This window comes from Iningainema tapete BLCC-T55, from assembly GCF_014698965.1.
GTDB classification, from domain to species: domain Bacteria; phylum Cyanobacteriota; class Cyanobacteriia; order Cyanobacteriales; family Nostocaceae; genus Iningainema; species Iningainema tapete.
On sequence record NZ_JACXAE010000072.1, the window covers coordinates 372,374 to 393,131 of the forward strand.

18 protein-coding genes and 2 pseudogenes are annotated in these 20,758 nt (G+C 40.1%); 12 read left to right on the top strand and 8 right to left on the bottom strand.

Annotated elements, in window-relative coordinates; translation table 11 throughout:
• Window positions 1–84: 84 nt before the first annotated feature.
• Window positions 85–630, top strand: a complete 546-nt coding sequence (locus tag ICL16_RS22740; RefSeq protein WP_190832304.1) for a phycobiliprotein lyase — start codon at window positions 85–87, stop codon at window positions 628–630.
• On the opposite strand, the gene ICL16_RS22745 is transcribed toward ICL16_RS22740, so the two are convergent.
• Both ICL16_RS22745 and ICL16_RS22750 read right to left on the bottom strand, forming a co-directional pair.
• Window positions 560–1,903: a serine hydrolase domain-containing protein gene (locus tag ICL16_RS22745; protein ID WP_190832306.1), complete on the bottom strand. Its 1,344-nt coding sequence runs from the start codon at window positions 1,901–1,903 to the stop codon at window positions 560–562. The two genes, ICL16_RS22740 and ICL16_RS22745, sit on opposite strands and share 71 nt — an antisense overlap.
• A gap of 169 nt (window positions 1,904–2,072) precedes the next feature.
• Window positions 2,073–2,228, bottom strand: coding sequence for a hypothetical protein (locus ICL16_RS22750; protein ID WP_190832308.1), 156 nt, complete (start codon window positions 2,226–2,228; stop codon window positions 2,073–2,075).
• A 98-nt stretch (window positions 2,229–2,326) separates the two neighbouring features.
• On the opposite strand from ICL16_RS22750, the gene ICL16_RS22755 reads away from it, so the two are divergent.
• Genes ICL16_RS22755 through ICL16_RS44890 form a run of 3 tightly spaced genes read left to right on the top strand, consistent with a single transcriptional unit; the run spans window position 2,327 to window position 5,596 of the window.
• A complete protein-coding gene (locus ICL16_RS22755; protein WP_190832310.1) occupies window positions 2,327–3,442 on the top strand; it encodes a DUF262 domain-containing protein in 1,116 nt (371 codons plus the stop codon).
• A complete protein-coding gene (locus tag ICL16_RS22760; RefSeq protein WP_190832312.1) occupies window positions 3,442–4,731 on the top strand; it encodes a DUF3696 domain-containing protein in 1,290 nt (429 codons plus the stop codon). Before ICL16_RS22755 ends, ICL16_RS22760 begins: the two co-directional genes overlap by 1 nt.
• Before the next feature lie 4 nt (window positions 4,732–4,735).
• Window positions 4,736–5,596, top strand: a complete 861-nt coding sequence (locus tag ICL16_RS44890) for a hypothetical protein (protein ID WP_202895658.1) — start codon at window positions 4,736–4,738, stop codon at window positions 5,594–5,596.
• A 210-nt stretch (window positions 5,597–5,806) separates the two neighbouring features.
• Here the strand turns inward: ICL16_RS44890 and ICL16_RS22770 are convergent, their stop codons facing one another.
• Window positions 5,807–6,124 (bottom strand): hypothetical protein, encoded by a 318-nt coding sequence (locus tag ICL16_RS22770; protein WP_190832315.1) that lies wholly within the window; start codon window positions 6,122–6,124, stop codon window positions 5,807–5,809.
• 31 nt (window positions 6,125–6,155) lie between these two features.
• On the opposite strand from ICL16_RS22770, the gene ICL16_RS22775 reads away from it, so the two are divergent.
• Both ICL16_RS22775 and ICL16_RS47345 read left to right on the top strand, forming a co-directional pair.
• Entirely contained in the window at window positions 6,156–6,482 is a 327-nt protein-coding gene (locus ICL16_RS22775; protein WP_190832317.1) for a hypothetical protein, read from the top strand.
• 288 nt (window positions 6,483–6,770) lie between these two features.
• A pseudogene (locus tag ICL16_RS47345) lies at window positions 6,771–7,835 on the top strand (transposase); the annotation flags it as partial.
• A 51-nt stretch (window positions 7,836–7,886) separates the two neighbouring features.
• Here the strand turns inward: ICL16_RS47345 and iscB are convergent.
• Window positions 7,887–9,236, bottom strand: coding sequence for an RNA-guided endonuclease IscB (gene iscB, locus ICL16_RS22795; RefSeq protein ID WP_238360903.1), 1,350 nt, complete (start codon window positions 9,234–9,236; stop codon window positions 7,887–7,889).
• A 186-nt stretch (window positions 9,237–9,422) separates the two neighbouring features.
• On the opposite strand from iscB, the pseudogene ICL16_RS22800 reads away from it, so the two are divergent.
• Window positions 9,423–9,677 (top strand): annotated as a pseudogene (locus tag ICL16_RS22800) (NF041680 family putative transposase); the annotation flags it as partial.
• Window positions 9,678–10,197: 520 nt separating this feature from the next.
• Window positions 10,198–10,665: a hypothetical protein gene (locus ICL16_RS22805; protein WP_190832325.1), complete on the top strand. Its 468-nt coding sequence runs from the start codon at window positions 10,198–10,200 to the stop codon at window positions 10,663–10,665.
• A 137-nt stretch (window positions 10,666–10,802) separates the two neighbouring features.
• Here the strand turns inward: ICL16_RS22805 and ICL16_RS22810 are convergent, their stop codons facing one another.
• From ICL16_RS22810 to ICL16_RS47780, 3 genes are all read right to left on the bottom strand, one after another.
• A complete protein-coding gene (locus ICL16_RS22810) occupies window positions 10,803–11,162 on the bottom strand; it encodes a hypothetical protein (RefSeq protein WP_190832327.1) in 360 nt (119 codons plus the stop codon).
• A gap of 64 nt (window positions 11,163–11,226) precedes the next feature.
• On the bottom strand, window positions 11,227–13,335 hold the full coding sequence (locus ICL16_RS22815) for an ATP-binding protein (protein ID WP_190832329.1): 2,109 nt from the start codon (window positions 13,333–13,335) through the stop codon (window positions 11,227–11,229).
• Window positions 13,336–13,635: 300 nt separating this feature from the next.
• Window positions 13,636–13,884 (bottom strand): inorganic diphosphatase, encoded by a 249-nt coding sequence (locus ICL16_RS47780; protein ID WP_420485293.1) that lies wholly within the window; start codon window positions 13,882–13,884, stop codon window positions 13,636–13,638.
• 163 nt (window positions 13,885–14,047) lie between these two features.
• Between ICL16_RS47780 and ICL16_RS22825 the strand changes: the two genes are divergently transcribed.
• Window positions 14,048–15,595: a glycosyltransferase gene (locus tag ICL16_RS22825; RefSeq protein ID WP_190832333.1), complete on the top strand. Its 1,548-nt coding sequence runs from the start codon at window positions 14,048–14,050 to the stop codon at window positions 15,593–15,595.
• Window positions 15,596–15,712: 117 nt separating this feature from the next.
• Here the strand turns inward: ICL16_RS22825 and ICL16_RS22830 are convergent, their stop codons facing one another.
• Window positions 15,713–17,308 (bottom strand): gamma-glutamyltransferase family protein, encoded by a 1,596-nt coding sequence (locus ICL16_RS22830; protein ID WP_202895661.1) that lies wholly within the window; start codon window positions 17,306–17,308, stop codon window positions 15,713–15,715.
• A gap of 280 nt (window positions 17,309–17,588) precedes the next feature.
• Between ICL16_RS22830 and ICL16_RS22835 the strand changes: the two genes are divergently transcribed.
• The 3 genes from ICL16_RS22835 (at window position 17,589) to ICL16_RS22845 (ending at window position 20,740) form a co-directional block, all read left to right on the top strand.
• The gene (locus ICL16_RS22835; protein WP_337907106.1) at window positions 17,589–17,789 is read left to right on the top strand and encodes a DUF4351 domain-containing protein; all 201 of its coding nucleotides are present in this window, start codon (window positions 17,589–17,591) and stop codon (window positions 17,787–17,789) included.
• A 330-nt stretch (window positions 17,790–18,119) separates the two neighbouring features.
• The gene (locus ICL16_RS22840) at window positions 18,120–18,326 is read left to right on the top strand and encodes a DUF4351 domain-containing protein (RefSeq protein ID WP_202895663.1); all 207 of its coding nucleotides are present in this window, start codon (window positions 18,120–18,122) and stop codon (window positions 18,324–18,326) included.
• Window positions 18,327–18,532: 206 nt separating this feature from the next.
• The gene (locus ICL16_RS22845) at window positions 18,533–20,740 is read left to right on the top strand and encodes a pentapeptide repeat-containing protein (protein WP_190832335.1); all 2,208 of its coding nucleotides are present in this window, start codon (window positions 18,533–18,535) and stop codon (window positions 20,738–20,740) included.
• Window positions 20,741–20,758: the final 18 nt, after the last annotated feature.

Sequence of the window (20,758 nt, forward strand, 5' to 3'; positions counted from 1 at the left end):
ATATTAAAATTTATAAACACATCTGGTATTGGGTACAGATATATTGTATATACCTGTATCCAACCAACAAAAGGAGAACCACCAGTGACATCACAGCTAAAAGTTGCACAAACATCTGACGAACTTCTGATCGCAGAATTTTTTCAGGAATCAGTGGGAAAGTGGCGTTCAGAAAGGCGTTACTACACCCTTCCGTCTGGCGAAACAAAAGAAATGGTAAGTATAATTACCATTAGGTTTTTAGAGGCGGGATGCGATGAATTGTCTAAACTAGCTCAGATGCACGGTTTGCCTGAATCAGTAAGTTTAACTTGTGGCGCTGAAGTAACCTGGGATACTAAGTCAGATACAGGCAAGAAAGAGTCGTCGGGTTTAACGTTGTTTGGTGCTTTGGGGAATGTATTGTATCGCGATCGCGGTTTCGCCACACCCAAACCAGTGACAGCCGAATATCACTTCCCCAACCCCAAAACTTTGTGTTTGCGCACTGAATACAACGGTTCAGTATTTGAAGAAGAGTTAAAGTTAATTGGTAGCAAATACCGCACCCGCCAGTCGATTATTTCTCGTGCCGGGGAACAATTGATGATTGGGCAGTATTTAGAGAAGCGGATCGAAAGCGAAGAGTAAGAAATCCTACTACACCCATCATCAACCCTGTCATAGCACTTGGCTCAGGAATCTCCTTAAGATTGCTATGCTGCCCTTGCGTGCGCAAGGTTTCCAGCATGGGAGATAGGATATCTTTTTCAGACGGACTGTTTTGCAAACTCACAAAAGTGATACCCAAGTCGGGGAAGTACCACCATTGGGAGCCATGTCCAACAAAATCGCCACGGTGTCCCCACGCCCTACCGATGTCTTGAAATTCACGACTAGTTAAGCCTAGTCCGTACTCAAAGCTATCATCCCCACTACCTTGAAAGTCAAGCATTTGCTGAAGGCTGTCAGAAGAAAGCAACTCACCCCCAAACAGCGCTTGAGCAAATCGTGTTAAGTCTTGAGTGTTAGAAACTATACCGCCAGCCGTCGATGCAGAGGACAGGTTAACTGCAGTGACATCATCAAGAGTACCATTATCGTCGTAATCGAGATAGCCGTTAACATATCCACCAGGAATCTGCTCTTGTGGGGCAAAAAAGGTATTAGAAAGCCCTAGAGGATCGAGAATCCGACTGCGAAGAACTTCAGCATAGGTTGAGCCTGTGGCTTTTTCAATAATCATTCCAGCTAAAATCATGCCAGTATTAGGGTAACAATACGTTGGCGTACAAGAGATTCCCTGTAGTTCAGTTGCAAATCTTGGTTTGCCGTAAGCATAAGCAACAAGTTCTTCTTTTGCCCACTGCTTAGTAGGATTGCTACGAATGTCTTGCTGAAGCGGGGATTCTTTACCTTCAAAACTCCAGGCAATGTCGTAGATGCCACTAGTACCGTTGAGAAGTTGGCGAATCGTGATATTTCTACCGTCGGTAATGTTATCCACAATTGAAGACGGCAGCCATTTGTCTAAAGTATCCTCTAAACTCAGCTTTCCTTCTTCCGCCAGCTTCAGCACCACTGCTGCTGTAAACGGTTTGGTGGTGCTAGCGATGGGAAATCTATCTTCTTTTCTCATGGCTGTTCCAGTTTCCAGATTAGAAACACCGCTTGCACCAAACCACGTTGTTTGCGGTGTAGTTATTGCTACAGCAGCACCAGTAATGCCATTATCTTTTACAGTCTTGTCTAGAGTTGCCTGTAGTTTACTCGCCAAGTCATCTGAGACAGTATTTGTTGATGAAACTGCATTATATATAGATGAAGTGGGAGTTAATGATGCTGCCTCCGCGCTTCCTGCCATGCCAATAAAAACAGTTGCAGCAATAGTTAATGATGCAGTCGTTTGATATAAAAAGCGCATATTCGCCATCCTTTTTGATGTTAGTTTCAGTTTGGCGAAAACAGTGAGTGAATTCAATATCACATTCCTATCAAAAAACTATCAATTTTATTTCATTGTGGTGCTTTTGACAATACACTTACTTATCCTCACGCGCCTAAATACTCCCGTATCAAAGGTGTTAGCGGTGTTATCGATAACCGGGATGTCGGATATCCGGTGAAAGACGAGCCACAAGCAAAGGCTTGGGGTTAATGAGTTCGGCGACAAAGATTGATGAGAGCAAATCAGGCATTTGGCGGGAAAGACGGGAGTGGATGTATCGTTCGGAGATTCGAGACAGCACAGAGATGTCATAATCTAATTGTCAGGCACTTTAAGAATCGCCGCAAGTCCGAACGATATCGTATATATAAACTCTTAGAAAAAGCGGAGCAAGTAAAAATGCTTAGTGAACTACAAGATCGCGATGTCATAGTAACGGACGAAGATACTGCAGAAGAAGAGAAAGGTGATAATGGTGGTTTGTATCCTTATGACCCAACGAAAGCCGATATTGACATTAGAGAAGACCCACAAACGGTCTTCGAGTTAATGAGAAAATACGACAATGGAAAACTTATTATAGACCCAGATTTTCAACGTAATCTAGTTTGGTCATTAGAACAAAAAAGTAAATTTATTGAATCTGTTATTCTCAACTTTCCCTTACCTCCTTGGTATGTTAATCAAACTGTGGAAGGTAAGTATATTATTGTTGACGGTTTACAGCGAACATCTACGTTACATGAATTTGTTAATGATAAATTTGAATTAAAAGGCTTAGAGGCTTTAACTAAGTTAATTGGTTATAATTTTTCCGAATTGAAACTATTACCAGGAGACTATCAAACAAAAATAGAAGACAAAAAACTTAATATATATATTATCAAACCTTCTGTACCAATCAAAGTAGTTTATGATATTTTCAGTAGAATAAATACGGGAGGAACGAAGCTTGAACGTCAAGAAGTTAGAAACTGTATATTTTCAGGAAAATCTACTGAGCTACTGAAAGAATTGTCAGAAAAAGAATTTTTTAAAAAAGCTATTGATAATGGAATTTCACCAAAACGGATGAAAGACCGAGAAGTAATTTTACGATATTTAGCATTTAAAATTTTTGATTATGAGAATAATTACCAGGGTGACTTGAGTGATTTTGTAGAAAATGCAATGAAAAAAATTAATCTGATGCCCAAGGAAAAAATTGAGGTTATCAAGAAAGATTTTGAGCGGGTAATGAACTTAACATTTGAGTTCTTTGGTAATAAAAATTTTCGGTTGCCATCAGGTGAGAGTAGGGGAAGAATCAATATTGCTATATTTGAATCTGTATCTTACTTTTTTTCCTTAAAAAGTGATAATTTCTTGAAAGAGAATAAGAAAGCTATTCAAGAAAATTTTGTTAAATTACTTGATAACAAAGAATATATTGATGCAATTAAGTATTCTACAAGTAGTAAAGCTAAGGTTATTACTAGATTCAAACTAGCACAAGAAATTTTAGGTAATGTGTAATGCTAAAACAAATAAATTTAAAAAACTTTAAATGTTTTAAGGAAGAAGTCGAGTTTCCTTTAAATAAGCTAAATTTATTAACAGGTATAAATGGACGAGGTAAATCCACTCTTTTACAATCTTTGCTTTTGATGCGTCAGTCTATTGAGCATAACGAGATGATATCTCAAATTATATTAAATAGTAGTTGTGTTAAATTAGGTAATTTTAGCGATGTTAGGAATAGTAACATTTCAAGAGAAGAATCTATTGTTATCAAATACTATTATGATGAAAATTTTGGTGAAGGTAAAGATACTGAAGGTTTTATTGAATATTTTTTAACAGAAAATATCAGCGATGATATGATAGCTGAAATTAGTAGTATTCGGGTTTGTAATGAATTGAATTTTGAAAATGAATATTTTAAAGTAGATAGATTTTATGAAAAAACATCATTTGGAAGTAGTTTAGAAGTATATGAATATAAAAATGATAATGATAAATCAAAGCTTTTGTATTATTCTGACATATTTAAATTAATACCTAAAGATTCTATTAGAGTTGGTAGTGAATCTATACATTTAAATGAAATCAGCGCATCATTAAGTTTTAGTCATATTCATTACATCTCAGCAGATAGAATGGGACCGCAAGAATTTTACTTTAAATCTACGCTTACAAATTTTCCAAATGTTGGAGCTAGAGGTGAGTTCACTGTTAATTTGCTTTATAAGAAAGCCGATGATTTAGTTAATGAAAAACTGTGTATAGGGGAAAACGCAAAAATATTATCTACTCAAACTGAAGAATGGCTGAATGAAATTTTTGATGGAGCAAAAGTTGAAATACCTAAATCAAGAAGTAATATTCTGGAACCTTTGTTTAATACCAGTGCCTCTAAAGACCGTTACAAACCAGCTAACGTCGGGTTTGGATACCATTGTATTTTGCCAATTGTTGTTTCAGGATTGATTGCCAAAGAAGGTGAGATATTAATTGTAGAAAATCCTGAAGCTCATTTGCATCCAAGAGCGCAATCAAGATTGGCACGATTTTTAGCAAAAGTGAGCAGTTGTGGAGTACAAGTTTTTATTGAAACACATAGCGATCATATTTTGAATGCCTTGCGAATAGCTGTTCTTGATAAGATTATCACGAATGAAGAGTTAAGTATATTATATTTTCAGCAAAATCCAGAACAGCCAGTTGTGCAAATTCCCGTTCAACCTGATGGAGGAATTGAAGAATGGTCCGAAGGATTTTTTGACCAAATGGATAAAGATTTTGCACGACTTTTTGGACTCTAGAAGAATGGAAATATTTATCAACGAAGTATCCTTGGAGGGTCAATATCCTACAGAAACTGAATTTCGTAATGCTATAAAAGTATTTATCTCTATTTTTGACTTAATTAATCAAAAAGTTAAAGATAAAAATCTTTATAAAGAAGATAGTAATATATACGCCAACTATGAAGCAATCAAAGGTTCTCATTTTAATGCAAGTCTTAATAAAATTAGAGACAAATCTTTAAAAACAGCTTTTATCAATATTGTTTTTAACAAGTCAAATCCTAAAGAATGGCGAAAGGAACAGATACATGTACCAACAGATTTTTTTGATTACTTGACGAATGATAATGATTGCAAGAATGTAAGTAATACCACTTTAGCTGAAGTTGCTGAAAGAAAATTGCAAAATAGTGATAATGATTATTTGTTGATTAATTTCATTAATTCTAGTTTTAAAAAATCTCACACACAGATTAACAGTTGTTGCTTAATTACTATTATCAAAAATAATGATGAAGTAAATCATATATGTTTAGATAGTATTGATACTAAATTGGCATTGGAACATTGGTTAGAATATAAATTACGTTTGAGTCAAGTAGAATATGCGACATATGCTACTGAACCACCAAGGGATGAACAGACGATTTTACGAGATACTACAAGATTTGAAAAAACATCATTTAGGGTTCAGGGAAGAATTATATACTGTGAATTAGCTACTGGAAGATATTGGTATGTAGACAATTTACATTTTGGCGAAGCAGCTCATTTAGAAGTTTTCGACAAAACGGGTAATAATCATCTTGGAGAAGCTGATTTAGATGGCACTATTGATAATTTAAAACGCGATGCAAATAAGACTATCACTCTATCTTGATTGACATCCACAAATTAATCAATTATATATAAATTACTGCATAGTACATTATGTATGTGAGAGCGCATCTGGGCGTAAATCATCCTGCAAAGCTTGTCGTATAGCAGAGGTAAACTCAGATTGGTTGATAACTACCGATGATTCTGTTATTATTGTGTTTTGTCTGCTACACTTTAAGTAGGGATTCATCATCACCAAACCAGCCCTCGATCATATAGTCCCCGATAGTCCTGTTTCATTGATTCGGAAAAGAAAAAAAGGAGCGTTCGGGTGCTTTTGACGCGACAGATTCATCGCTACTATTTCATCTTTATCGATAAAATATTCTCCACTCTCTGGCTCAACAGCCATGTACCAGTTGTAGTGCGTTTTAATTAATTCAGGCTTAAGGCGGTCAAAAATGGGTTTGCTGCGCTGGTAAAATGCCTCGCGTTCAGCTTGCCACTGCGCTTTCTGTTCTTCTGTCCACTGAATCTCAGGGAATATCCTTCCTCTACGTACCGTGCGAGTACGCTTTGCTTCGGTCATTGTTGTTTTTCCCTGTTAAATTAAAGCATTTATGATTTTATTGTTACGTATTTTATTGTCTTTTTACACGCTAGAAGATATTATTCGCGATCGCATTATGTTCCGCACTCCCACAACTAAAACCAAAAAGTCTAGAGAAGTGAAAATATCCCAGAAGCTAGCTGAATTGATGATTGAGGTGGGCTTACCAAAAATTGGCTACTTGTTTGCGGGAAGAAATGGTTTAGGTTATCGCAATAGGCAATCAGCAGACCTAGCTCTACTCAAAGCTTGTGACTATATAGGTTTGAAGCGAGTCTCCACCCATAGCTTTAAGTTGGTTGATCTGCTGCTCCAGGAGAACAGGGACGCGCATTAATTTAGTTTGATAAGGTGCTTTCTGTCCTCTACCACCTTTAGGTTTTGGCATAATAAATACCTGTTAACAGGTTACATTTTAGTATAGCGCAACTTATTAACAGGTATATTTATTGATGTCAACCGTATAGCTAGGGATGCTACTGAAGTTTACTAAAAAACTGTATTAAGTAATTTTTCTCTGTAAACTTTTTAACTGGACTTTGGACTAAAGAGCTAGAGAAAAGCAGTCAGCAATGACACTGACTGCGGTAAAGTCAATGAAAGTAATCGATAAATCATTGACGTGATGATCCTGACACAACTAGAAAAATTCCGCGCCCGCTGTCTACGATTGTTTGGGGAAGGCCAAAGATGCAGTATTTGAATTGATGGATGCAGTATTGACAAGTCCAAGTATCCCATCATTTGTAAGCTTGTCACAAAGCCCAGTATTTCGACGGCAATGGTCGAGTATTTATGCAGCACTGCATGATAGTCGTCCACCGAAAAGGAAGAGTCGTGAAGCTACTGGTACAGCAGGTAATGACAGATGAACAGCCATTTCTAGCAGGAGATCATAGCTTTTGGGCACGACCAGAAGCGAAGACACTCAAAGAAAGAACTTTTCATGGGGACAGAAGGGAGAGCATAAACATCGGACAAAGTTACAGTACGCTCACGCCTGGATACCAGAGGCGGATGGGAGTTGGGCATTGCCGTTGAAACATGAACGGATCACCAGCTTTGAAACGCCAACAAGTAAAGCAGCATTCCAACTCAAACAAGTAACCCGTGAGTTACGAACTAGACCCCTTGCCGCTTATGACAGAGGCTACGGCAACGCCAAATTTGTCCAAGCAACGGAGGAGATTGAGGCAGACCTGTTGTTGCGTTTAGCTTCTAACCGATGCGTATGGGGTACACCCGGTGCTTATAAAGGACGAGGCGCACCATGTAAGCATGGTCATAAGTTTAAGCTCAATGACCCCCAAACTTGGCTCCTAGGCAACTGAAACTCTAGAAGTTGAAGACCCGAAAGTTGGTCTAGTTAAAGTAATGCGTTGGAGTGGGTTTCATTTCCTTCAATCCCCAAACCGGGCAATGGAAATCATTCGCGTCGAGGTGATCCAACCAGTTGGACGCAATCGTAAGTTCCAACCCTTTGCCTCGTGCTTGGTTGGGCCAGACGATGCCTACATTAGAGAACCTCTGGCACAAATACCTACGCCGCTTTGCCCTAGAGCATTGGTATCGATTTGCCAAGCAGCGGTTACATTGGACACAACCTCAGCTTGGTTCTACTCAGGCAACAGAGCGATGGAGTGACCTAATGCCATTGTTAACTTGGCAACTATGGCTAGCAAGACTCGCCGTGTCACTAGATGACGAAATATTGGTATATACCGGAATAATTCGGAACAAATTAGAATGCATAATTGTACCCATCTAGTGAATGTAGTTTTGTAAACTTATTTAATGTCCCAGATATTCTTTGCTTTCCAATACGAATTTCTAGCCGAGTTGCCGATTGAACCACTACCCGTCCAATCCTTCCATCAGAGAACCTAGCTATATCACCAGTCCTCCACCCGTGCTGATAACATTGTTTAGCTTTAGCACAAGGGAAGCCAAACTTATTTACTCGTGTCATCTGGCGTCCAGAGCCTACACCGTTCGCTTTGATTCTGATTGGTTGTCTAGTTTTTAAGTTGACCGACATACCAGTTTCTCCAACACAAGAAGCATCGATCCAATGGTCTTTTTCAAAGCCATTCTTAATTCGATTATGCTTAGTGCGTCCACCTGTTCCTGTGGTTATTTTGAGTTCAGGAATGTTGTTGAGAGTATAGTAAAGCTTCCATCTCGTTGAATTGACGGCTGCTGCATCGATCATCGGAGTTTTGGCAACTGCTTTAATTTTTTTCAGTAAATCTGGTTTTTTATGAAGAAATTCCTCAATCTTTTTGTTGCCTTTCTTTTGATTACAACAACGGCAAGATAAGGTGAGGTTACTTACTCTATCACTACCACCTGTTGATTTTGGTTGAATATGTTCAACCTCAAGTTGTATATTTTCTTTGCCACAGTAAACACAACTCCTGCCCCATTTGGCTAACAAATATTCTTTGACTTCGTATCCAAAAAGTTCACCCTGTTGATAAGCTGTGCCGTTCGTTTCTGGTGATTGTAAAGCTTGAGTGTCAAACTTTACTAATTCCATTGCAATCACTGTAACTGGAACATATCTGCAAATTCGCTTTACCCAGGTTTCTATCGTTAAAACACGATGCATGAGACTTGGTGGGAACCAATCTTTAGAACGTTTTCTGTTGGAAAATCTTGGTTCTCTATAGCGTGTTTTCCTGTTTCTTCTTGATCTTCTTGTCGCAGCACGAGATTGTAAATCTGATTTAATCTCACTACCTCTATGTTCCAGATTTGCTCCCCAGATTACTTCACCATCTTGAACTAAAGCTAACCCAGTAACTTTACTACCAGGGTCAATTTTTAATTCAACAGGTCTTAAAGCTGGATTTTCTACAGCAGTTTTCAAGATTATGGTAAAAGGATACATTCTCAAAACTGCTGCTTTTCCACTATTAAGTAAATTCCTAGCACGCTTGGGGCGGATAGGATTTAATGGCTTTTTGTTTGTGTCAACGATAAAAACGTAGTTTTGCATTTTTATTCCGGTTAGGAACGCAATTAATTGGTAATGTTTGCCTCGACCCGTTATCTCTCGGTACTTTCTCAGTAGCACTGGCTTAACCATTAACAAATTCACCTGTTTAACCACTGAGTTATAGAGCTTGGAACTGGCGTGAGTCTAAGCTAACTCGACATCCCAAGGTACGAACTTTAACGCTTAGAGATAACGGCTACTCTTGCTTAAGGAGTGGTCTGGGGTAGTCCGTATTACTACGGTTTGTTACGGTCTATGCCGTTTTGGTAACTACCCTGTATTGATTCCCCCTTGCCTTGGCAATCGACTCAGGATAAACTGTCTCCAGGACGTGTGGCACAAGCCTTTCCCCTAATTTTAGCCGAAGAAGGCACTCCTGCTCAACCCCCGAAAACTCGCGGTAAATCACCTGGGCGTACCCAAGGGCATCAGCCACCTCCGCGTAAGCGTTATCCAACTGTCAAAAAACATGCGTCTAAACGGTCTAAAACCGAAGAATCACTTAAGAACGCTGACCTAACTGCTGCTTAGTTTCTGCTTCTTTTTTCACGATTCAACTTAACTCAGCCTCCAGAAGAAGCTGGGTGACTTTTTCAAGCCATTCTATTGATGGTTGCTGAATACCAATTAGTCCAAACTCAAGTTTTAAAGGAAAAGCTAGTATAAGAAATCAAAATATATAGTGAAAATGTTATGCATTCTAAAGTTTATAATTTTTGAACAATGGTTTTAATGTCTTCAGATATCAAAATCAAAAACGCATAATTAATGCTTAATAAATTTGAGCAAGCTGGAATTTGGATGCAGGGTAAGCGCATCTTAACAATTATTGATAAAAAGATTAATTTATGGGTTATTTGCACTGTAAGCCTTTGCCGCTAATTGTTATATTAAATTCACATTCTCCTGTCTTGTAATATCCTTAAATGTCGGAAATGCATAATCTACATAAATTGTTAGTCATGTCACGAGAATTTGAGATACGCTTGCCCTGTTCACACTACAATATTTAAAAGTTAAACTGATTTTTAAAATGCAATCATAATCTTGTATGAATATTTCACTTCAAATAGTAGATGATTGGTCATTTGAAATTATTTCGGCTTTTGATTTAATTTCTAAACAGCAATATTATTATGCTAAGTTTAACCCTTTTTTTGATTTAGAGACTAGCGAAAATATCATTAATAGTTTATTAGATTGGGAATCATCTAAAGAAATTAACTGTTTTAGAGTTGAGGAAAATGAAGAAGGCTCAACAATAAAAGTATTTAGTACTTTTACTGTTTGTTGGAAACTTTTTAAAGAATTTTTAGCTTGCATAGAAGCTACTTATTATCAGCCAATGCGTGATTTAAAAGAGCAAAATGAATGTGAAAATTCTATACCCGACTATGTTGAATGTCAGGAAGATTATGAGAGTCATCTTACTTTTGCAGAGTGCCTTATTTCAGATGATTTTAATCAAATAGGATATGAAATTATAAGTTATGATAATTATATCTCAAAATATGAATGATATAAAAAACTGAAATTTAACGTAACAGGAATCGATGATTGCCAGCGGCGATCACTATTCCTAAGGAGCCGACATCAGTTAGACTTTGCGATCGCTGATAAGTCATCAAGTTTGCCTAAGACAAAGGCACGGTTGTATTACTTGTGTTGTTCACGTTTTGCTATAATAAAAGGCGAGTCTATATCTAGAAGCCAATTCTCATCAACAAATTCCATATTTTCATTGTAAATGAGAATCAATTCGCCAATTTTTTGAGAGTTAATATTACTCGATTTATCTTCATTGGTATTTCTTTCAGTAGTTTGAAGTATAAATTTAAGTTGAATCCAGCGTTTTCTGTATGTAACACCAATGGAACTGCTAACTAACTCAGCAGAAAGTGAACGAGGCAAGATAATTTCTTCATAAAATTCATTATTTTCATTCCAGTAACCGCTTACCTTATAATCACATAATTCCAAATGTTCTGTTACCAGTTGATTGGGTAGAGGTTCCATTTAATTTGCTGCTGCTGGGAGTGACAAGCATTATGTTAAACCAGATACTCCTTTAGTTATCATTTCACATCTCTTTTTGTTCAAGTCCCACTAATTCTTGTTCCTGACACCATAAAATCTCAGTTACTCGTGTAATTCCTGCTTTTAGGTGGCGATGAAAAGAAGCAATGGAAACATCTAATATTTCTGCGGCTTTTTCCTGGGATGGTGCGGGGTGCAGGTAGGTGTGATACAATGCACGGTAAAATTTGGCTTCGCGAGGTGATTTTTGTAGAGATTTGATCGCCTCAAGCAATACAAGTTGTAATGTAGCAACACGCTCAGATTTACTAGAATTACTGCCGATTCTGTTAATCACAAGGCTTGAATCTAATAGTAAATTATCATAGAGCGCATCTGGGCGTAAATAATCTCGCAAAGCTTGCCGCACAGCAGAAGTAAACTCAGATTGATTGATAACTACCGATGATTCTGTTGGTATTGTGTTTTGTCTGCTCAACTTCAAGTCGGGATTCATTGCTAACACCCATTCTGGTAGTTGTATCATCGAGTCTGTAGCTGACTCACCTCGATAATGGCGTCCACACACACCATAATGGCGCGTACCTACTGTAAAATAAGCCTCTCTCAACAATGGTATCTGGGCTGCTGTACAAAAGTACTCCCAAAAATCAGGTTCAGCAAGAGTTGTAAACAAGAAAGCTAAATTAGCAGTGGTGATAGTGTGGCAAAATAGTTTGACAAGGATGCGGGTTTGAATGGGAGAAACCGCTTGATAGCTATCAGCAGCCATCCAAAAGCGACAGAAAGTTGCTTTTTCTCCTGGCTGCAAAGGCTGCTGTTGAATATAATTCCACACAGCACCAGTTGCGGGATCTAACTGTAAATCCTCCACCCTTGCCTCATGCAATGCCAGCATGATCATAAAACCTAGCGGTATTCCAGAAGAAGAGCGAAAGATTGATACTGCTTGTGGCTGTTTCTCTATCCAATATGCAGCAAGGTTTGCCGAAGCTTCCCCTTCGTGCTGTGCTACCATTGCCACTATTGTGTTTTTATCATTTTCCCGCAAGCTGTCACAAACTAAATTACTGCTGTCTTCCCAAACAAGAAACTGTCGTGCATGTTGACTTTTATACAAATAATCAAATAAAGCTTGTTCTAGTTCCTCTCCAGTAGTATGTAGGATGCGCTTGACGTAATAAGTACGCGCACAGCTAAATAGTTCAGCATAACGTTGGGGATTTCGCCAGCGCAAATCAGCAGCAATAGCGTCCCGTGCCATATCATGAGGAAAAATTCCCTGTAAACTTGATTCCATGAATGATAGCCCACGCAGCCAGTTGAACAATTCGTAGGCGTCTTCTGTTCCCAATGTCTGGGCTAGCAGTGTTTCTGTGGTGAGGCGTACTATGGCACAAATTTCCAAGGCGGTACGATGGGTGGGGCTTGGTACTTCTTGCACAAATTGTTCTAGCAAAGTTTTTACCACATCGGTGGCGGCGATCGCATCCAAGTCAATATCACCCTGTTGAGTAAACACATCTGCCACTAAAGACAGTGCCAAAGGATGACCGTGAGTAAACTTTAAAATACTATCTTGTTTAAAATGGGGAATTTGACGTATATTCAGATAGCTACGACTTTCAATTTCAGTTAAATTACGTAACTCTATAGTATGATTTAAAGCTTGCCAACCAGGGTCAGACCGCCAAGCTTGGGAGGGCGCTACCCTACCCGCAAGTACAATCAGAGCGTTTTCTGGTAACTGAGGCAAAAACATCTGTAACAGCCAATCTTCCAGTTTGCTCAGTGCTTCGTAAGTATCAATTAAAAATACATAGTGACTGTTGTGGTTAGCAATTACATCCAGTAGATTGCCTTGTGGGAAACCGACGGCATTGGCGATCGCACTTAAGAATGATTCTGGAGTGTGTTCAATGTTACGACCATCAATGTAAACTGTTGGCGTATTCGCCTCAAAGCAAATCTTAGCAAACTCTCGCAGCAAAGTAGTTTTACCGACACCACCAGCGCCAAAGATATATAGAACCTGAAAAGGCAGTAATTCTTGAGCCAACACCGACTGAAACAGCGAAGTTTCATGCTTGCGCCCAACAAAACGCTGACGCCGCAACTCGCTTAAACGATGCCATACACGCCTTTGTGACATGAGTTATGCTCAAAATATAAGCGCGATTACCTATTCATTAGTTTCTCGTAATTCGACGAAATCGTGCAATGCTCTTGCTCGGCATCTACTCATATTTTGGTGATTAACTATTGTCCTAATGCTTGCGAAACTGAAGAGCAGCCTCTTGTACCAGCTGGCGGGCTTGCTCTGGTCCAAAGCGACCTGCGGCTCGAATTTTTTGCCCTTGGCGGTGTTGTAATACCATTTCACGTTAATCGTGATACATTTAAACCCTGTAGAGACGCGAAATTTCGCGTCTCTACACCGTCTGTATTTGTATCAAATTTTTTGTAAAATGGTATAAGACACGAAGAAGTGTTCGATTTCGTGGAGATGGTTCTGGTTCAGGTCGTCGAGCGTCTGCACGTCGCCATAATTGCGGGAGTTAGCGGCGACAACGAGTAGACGGTTGCCATAGCTGTTTATGCGTATCCGTACAATTACTATTCTATCGCTGCGTCTTAGTGGCAATCTCTGGTCAAGGACTCTCGAGCGGCTTTTCCCTAACGGATAGAAGAGGGCAAGCACTTTATGTCATCCGGTATATGTGAGCGAGCCGCAGTAGCGATTAACTTAAGGATAATGCGCTCGCTCTTTCTGGGTGTACGACCTCGGGCATCCATGAAAGCCCGAAGACTTACTTTTTGATGGCGTCTAAACGTGGAAATCAACCTGTATTAGGAAGTGGGCAATGCACATTGGATTTCTCAACCCTCAGGGCAACTTTGATTCAGGCAATAGTCATATAACGGAACATCCCGATTTTGGGGGTCAGCTGATCTACGTCAAGCAAGTCGCCATAGCAATAGCTCAAAAGGGTCACAAAGTTGATATTCTCACCCGCCAAATCATTGACCCGGTGTGGCCGGAGTTTGCTGAAGGGTTTGACACTTATCCAGGCATCGATAACGTCCGCATCATCAGATTACCAGCAGGACCAAAAGAATTTTTGCCTAAAGAGTTTTTATGGCCCCATCTGGTTACTGATTGGATACCGAACATCCTAAAATTTTATCAACAGCAGGGTGGGTTTCCCGATGCTATGACTGCCCACTATGGCGATGGTGGACTGTGCGGCGTTCTGATTGAGGAGGAGACAGGCATACCTTTCACCTTTACTGCTCATTCTCTGGGTGCGCAAAAGATGGACAAACTGGAGGTCACTCCAGAGAATCTGACCCAAATAGACGAGCAATTCCATTTTAGATACCGCATCTTAGCCGAACGCCTGAGCATGAATCGCTCGGCTATCAATATTACCAGTACACGACAGGAACGCTTTGAACAGTACTCTCATCAAGTGTATCATGGTGCAGTGGACGTAGAAAACGATAACCGCTATGCGGTGATTCCACCAGGAGCAGATTTCTCCATCTTCGGTACCCAGGCACGCTCCCAAAACGAGGAAGCTACCATACTTCTCATTCAGGAGCGATTGGCACGGGACATTGCCCAGCCACGTCGGGATTTGCCCGCCATCCTGGCATCCAGTCGATTAGAACCTAAAAAAAACGTATTAGGGCTGGTGCAAGCCTATGCAATGAGTCCGGAGCTTCAGGAACGAGCCAACTTGGTGCTACTTACAGGGGGGCTGGACGATCCGCTGCGAGAGTCGGCAAGCGACGACCAGACAGAACTTGAGGTATTAGCCCCTATTCGGGAGGTGGTCGAAGAAAACAACTTGTGGGGTAAGATCAGTGCCTTTGGCTTGTCAGAGCAATCGCAAGAGTCACTGGCAGCGACCTATCGGTTTATGGCTAAACGAGGGTCTGTGTTTGCGCTGACCGCGCTCTATGAACCCTTTGGCTTGGCTCCCTTAGAAGCGGCGGCGGCGGGGTTGCCAGTGGTAGCAACTCAGAACGGTGGCCCCAGCGAGAGCCTGCGAGAGGGAGATCGGGAATATGGCGTACTTGTTGACCCAGAAGACCCTGCTGATATTGCGCGGGGCTTGGAGCGGTTGCTAAGCAATGCTCATGAGTGGGAGCATTTTGCCAAAGCTCTTCAGCAACGAGTGCTGAAGACGTACACCTGGGAAAGTACCGCCCAAAACTACCTGACCCTGATCGAGCAGATTCTGTTCTCCCCAAAGGCACGCCCAAGGGCGGACCTCCTCCCAATTCATCCCTACTTCCGTAATCCACAACAAAAGACCGATGTTTCCTTGGCAGAATTGAGCCACCTCTACTTTGGATCTAACCTTGAAGCTGATAGGACTACCACTTTGAACCGGAATTATTGACTGCGATCGCCCTAGTTCTAACGATTTTGGGTGATTTCAGCTGATTGCAATCACAAAAAGACCGGGGAGCGAACGCTTGCGCTAATTGATTTTGACAGCGCATGAGTGAGGGTAGTTTTACCAAGCAATAGCCAACCCATCAGCACGAGACTCACTGGCAGCGATCAGCACTTGATTTTGCCTACAAATAATCTGACCCCGACCAAAAAATCCCTCTGGACTTAGCCGAACATCGTGACCGCGCTTAGCTAACGCCTGTATAATATCAGAAGCTACAGTTGACTCTAAAAGAACTGTAGAACCTGACACAAATCGCCATCTAGGAGCGTCCAAAGCAGCTTGGGGATTCATAGCATAATCAACCAAATTAACTACCACTTGCAAATGTCCTTGAGGCTGCATTGCTCCACCCATAACACCAAATGGTCCAATCGGTTGATTGTCTTGAGTCAAAAAACCAGGAATAATTGTATGCAACGGACGCTTTCCTGGTGCTAGCTGATTGGAATGTCCTGATTCTAAAGTAAACCCGTATCCTCGATTTTGCAGCGCAATCCCAGTACCTGCAGGAAGAATGCCACTACCAAAACCCATATAGTTAGATTGGATCAAAGATACCATCAATTCGCCATCCGCCGCTGCCAGATAAACAGTTCCGCCTTTTGGTAATCCTGGGGAAGCTGTTAGGAGCGCGTTTTCTCCAATTAAAGAGCGACGAGAAGCTGCATAATCTAAGGAATTAAGCAGCGCCAAAGGTACTTGCAGAAAACGCTCGTCAGCAATGTACCTATGCAAATCAGCAAAGGCAAGCTTCATCGCCTCAATTTGCACATGATAACTTTGAAGTGATTCGCGCCCCATTTGGGACAAATCGAAGCCAGAGAGGATATTCAAGGCTATTAAAGTAGCAATGCCTTGGGTGTTAGGTGGTAGCTCCCAAACTGTAATTCCTCGGTAGTTAGTTGAGATTGGTGTCACCCAGTCGGTTTGATGTGCTGCTAAGTCACTTGCGCTCAAGTATCCGCCAGTATCTACAGCGAAGTTGGCTATGCGTTCGGCAAGTTTACCTCGGTAGAAGCTTTCACCACCAGTGGTAGCAATTTCTCGCAGTGTTTCGGCATGAGCCTGGGAATGCCAAATTTCTCCTGCTGCTGGTGCTCTGTTGTTAGGAAAAAATACTTCTTGGAACGGTGTAAATTCAGGACTCCTCAAAGGTAGAAAAATGCTTTCTCCACGCTTCCACAGAAGTGATGTTACTGGCGAAACGGGGAAACCTTGCTCAGCATATCGAATTGCTGGTGCAAATAACTGCTCAAACGGCAGGCGTCCCCAACGCGACCACAAAGTCCGCCATGCTGAAACTGCTCCTGGTACGGTAACGGCACGCCAGCCAATTTCCGGCACGGCATTCAGTCCAGAAAACTCTTCTAAGGTCAGATTTTGAGGACTTTTACCAGAACCATTTAAGCCATGCAGTTGCCCATCCCAAACTATAGCAAAAGCGTCTGAACCAATACCGTTGGCGGTGGGTTCTACTACGGTAAGGGCTACAGCCATTGCTAAAGCAGCATCCACTGCATTCCCTCCAGAACATAACATCTCCATTCCAGCCATAGCAGCCAGTGGCTGACTTGTCGCTACAGCACCCCTCGTACCCATAATGACTCGTCGGGTACTAGGGTAGGGGTAGTCGGTAAGCTTTCCTGATAACAAAGGTGATATGCGCTCTTGGTTGGTTACGCTAGTTAATTGACTATTGCTTAATACTAGTTTATGCGAATTCTCAGTAACTGCTCTGTTTTAGGCGCTGTTTTTTTGAGTTCCTTAAAGCGAGGGAAAGCAATGCCTTAGGCAGGAGCAGCTCTATGAGCGTCTACGCACTCCCAGCTATCCCCTAGAACTGCTACCACTAAGTGCGATTGCACCTGGGGTAAGTGAGAACTACGAACAATAGAAGTTATGCGCGAATTGGTAATTAATTTTTCAAGACATTATCGAAGAAGGAAGAAAACTAGAGGCTACAATAATAGTCTTGCGTGTGGCAACTCACCGATTTGGTACATTTGACTCTAATTTAGAATTACGTATTCGCGAGCTTACCACCGCACAGTTGGAAGATTTCAATGAGGCGTTGTTTGTGGATTTTTCTTACACAGCTGATTTGGCGGCTTGGTTAGAGGAACATGGCAACTAGGGTTGAGCGCGATCGCGCTCACCAAACAACGTTCCCAGCTTCTAACTGGGAATGCCTCTTAAGTGCCTCCGCCACCAGATCCTAAAATGCAATTTGACAATCTGTGTAAGTACCTAGCTCTATCGGGTAGCGCAAGAGATTAGTAATATAGAAGAATTAGAACAGCGTCGGGACATTGCAGCCTGTACTCAGGTGTTTACTGGGTTGAGATTTAGCAAAAGTTTAATTCGTAATATTTTTCGGGAAGGAATTATGCGCGAGTCAGTAATTTTCCAAGACATTTTAGAAGAAGGTAGACAACTAGAGGCGCAAACATAGATTATAAGCCAATTGACGTGCCTGTTCGGCACACTTGACATTGATTTGCAAACACGTGTCCGCCAGTTTACCACCCCACAGTTGAGAGATTTAAGAGAGGCTTTGTTGGATTTTTCCTCCTGTGCTGATTTGGTGGCTTGGTTACAGAAACACGGTAATCAAGGCAAGTGCAATTACTTTTTCGCCTATAGCCGATGTCAATGGATAGGCTCCTTTTAGCTTCCAGTTAAATAACCTGAATTACTGGAACCATGCTTGGCAATCAAGTATGTGCTAAGTTATACTTAAAAACAGGATAAAGCTAATGTACGCCATTCTAGGTTGAAATGGCGTGTAAAGGGTGCGTAGCCGCAAAGCGGCTTGTCGTCAGACATCGCTACTTTAGGTTTTGTATGTGACGCTCAAAAGTAGTAAGAGGCAAGCTCATGAAGGCTTATGAGGTTCTGAAGCAATACGCAAATGGGAGAAGAGATTTTAGAGGTGAAAATCTCCAAGGTCAATCTTTTAGGAATAAGGATCTTTCCGGTGCAGATTTTAGTGGCGCGGATATCAGAGGAGCAAATTTTACTAACGCTAACCTCAAAGGCGTTAACTTTACAGATGCTAAAGCTGGAATACAATCTAGATCGGCAATTACTCTAACATTTGCTTTATGCTTACTGCTTGCATTACCAGCGTTTTTAGTAAGTTATCCTAGTACTTCAATAAGAGCATTTTTAACCAGCAGTAACCTTGCTGACATTTTTGCTGGTGTGGTAGCAATTGTAGTATTGGAATACCTTTTACTTGTCACTTGCCATGAAGGCTTTCGTGATTCAACTTTTGGAGAATTATGTACAATTTTGGTCTGTATTCTTGTTTGTATTTTTGTAGTTATTTTACTTTTTTATCCTCCTCTAGAAGAATTATTTATTGCTTTATTTGGCGCTTTTTATTTTGTTGTCATATTTACTGTTACTGGATTAATTGGAATAATTATATTTCTTATTATTAACATTATTAATAGTTATTTATATCTAATTTTATATTGTAGTTTGTTAATTGTATCTTGTTTGATCGGCGGTATTTACTCGTTAAATATATTTGTTATAATTTCTACTATATGTGTATATAGCTTTAAAGCTGATAAATTACCAATTCCCTATTTTGATGGCTTACTATCATTAGTATTAATAGTATTAACATTTTTTATTTTATTAATTTTTATTGAAAAAATAAATGAGCTTTTAATCACATCAGTGCTTTTTATAGTATGTACAAGTTTCGATGGTTATTTTCTTGGGCACTTACCAAGATATATTGCGTTATTTCTATTTAGTATATCAATTACTAACAGTATTTATGAATACCAACAAGATAATAGTATTATTTTAAAGGTTGCTATTAATTTTGCTACAAAAATAGGTACAAATTTTGGTGGCGCTGATTTGACTAATGCTGACTTCACTCAAGCAACTCTCGACAATACAAACTTTATAAGTAAGCGTTTCGGCACAGCTATTCTTACTCAAACTTGTTTTCATCACGTCAAAGGTCTTGACTATGCTAGGGTAACTGATACTGTACTTGCTAAAAGTTCTATTAGAAGATTACTTGTTAATGGTAAAGGTGAACACAAAGATTACTCAGGGGATAATCTCAAAGGAGCTAACCTTAAAGATACAAAGTTGAGTGAAGCTAATTTGAGTAAAGCTGATATTAGTAAAGCTACACTTAAAGGAGCAAATTTGGAGGGAGCAAACCTCTCTCAAGTAAATGCCATTGGTACAGATCTTACGAATGCCAAGCTAACGGGAGCTTGTTTAGAGGAATGGAAAATTGATGAAACTACAAAGCTGAACCAAGTTGATTGTCAATATGTTTATCTTAAATCAAATCAATGTGAACGCCGTCCTACTGATGGAGAATTTGCACCTGGAGAATTGATTAAGCTGTTTCAAGACAATATCAACATTGTTGATATTGCTTGGGAAGATGTTGTTAATTGGAAAGCATTTACCTACGCATTCAACAATATAAAAATTGCCAATGAAGATGCTCAACTAGTTATTCAAAGTATTGACAATCAGGAAGATAGCTTAGTTAATGTCAAAATTAGGATTTCTCATAACACAGATAAAGCCAAAATAAAGGGTGACTTATTACAGTGGTATAAAGCTGGATGCAAGAAGTTGGCTCTACAATATCAAGAAAGGGATGGTGTTCAAAGTAGCCAAATTAATCTTTTATTTGATTTATTCAGTCAGTCTCTTGAAAAACAATCTGGAGGTTCAGAGAAAATGTCCGAAGGTTCTAACTATAATTTTCATGGTCCTGTTGGTAATGTAGGTGACAAGGTTTTAGGAAATCAACAAAATAATCAAAATATCACATATGTTTCTGAGCAAAAGCAAACTCTTGACCAAGCCGCAAAGGAGATTCAGAAATTGCTAGATCAATTAGAAAGTAACAATCCTAGAGCAACTGATGAAGAAAAGAAGGCTTACCTTTCTGCCTCAATTTCTAAACCGAAAAGAGAACGGATTGTGAGTGCTTTACAAGCTGCTGGAAGGGAAGCACTAAAAGAGTCTTTGGATAATCCTTATTTCAATGTTGCACTTGCAGCTATTGAAGATTGGAAGGCAACAAAATAGTAGCTTTAGCTTTACCAA

Excerpts from the sequence above, each read along its gene's own strand:
- ICL16_RS22810 (WP_190832327.1), bottom strand. The coding sequence starts at position 11,162 with ATGGAACCTCTACCCAATCAACTGGTAACAGAACATTTGGAATTATGT.
- ICL16_RS22745 (WP_190832306.1), bottom strand. The coding sequence starts at position 1,903 with ATGCGCTTTTTATATCAAACGACTGCATCATTAACTATTGCTGCAACT.
- ICL16_RS22770 (WP_190832315.1), bottom strand. The coding sequence starts at position 6,124 with ATGACCGAAGCAAAGCGTACTCGCACGGTACGTAGAGGAAGGATATTC.
- ICL16_RS22805 (WP_190832325.1), top strand. The coding sequence starts at position 10,198 with ATGAATATTTCACTTCAAATAGTAGATGATTGGTCATTTGAAATTATT.
- ICL16_RS44890 (WP_202895658.1), top strand. The coding sequence starts at position 4,736 with ATGGAAATATTTATCAACGAAGTATCCTTGGAGGGTCAATATCCTACA.
- ICL16_RS22815 (WP_190832329.1), bottom strand. The coding sequence starts at position 13,335 with ATGTCACAAAGGCGTGTATGGCATCGTTTAAGCGAGTTGCGGCGTCAG.
- ICL16_RS22760 (WP_190832312.1), top strand. The coding sequence starts at position 3,442 with ATGCTAAAACAAATAAATTTAAAAAACTTTAAATGTTTTAAGGAAGAA.
- ICL16_RS22845 (WP_190832335.1), top strand. The coding sequence starts at position 18,533 with ATGAAGGCTTATGAGGTTCTGAAGCAATACGCAAATGGGAGAAGAGAT.
- iscB (WP_238360903.1), bottom strand. The coding sequence starts at position 9,236 with ATGGTTAAGCCAGTGCTACTGAGAAAGTACCGAGAGATAACGGGTCGA.
- ICL16_RS22775 (WP_190832317.1), top strand. The coding sequence starts at position 6,156 with ATGATTTTATTGTTACGTATTTTATTGTCTTTTTACACGCTAGAAGAT.
- ICL16_RS22825 (WP_190832333.1), top strand. The coding sequence starts at position 14,048 with ATGCACATTGGATTTCTCAACCCTCAGGGCAACTTTGATTCAGGCAAT.
- ICL16_RS22755 (WP_190832310.1), top strand. The coding sequence starts at position 2,327 with ATGCTTAGTGAACTACAAGATCGCGATGTCATAGTAACGGACGAAGAT.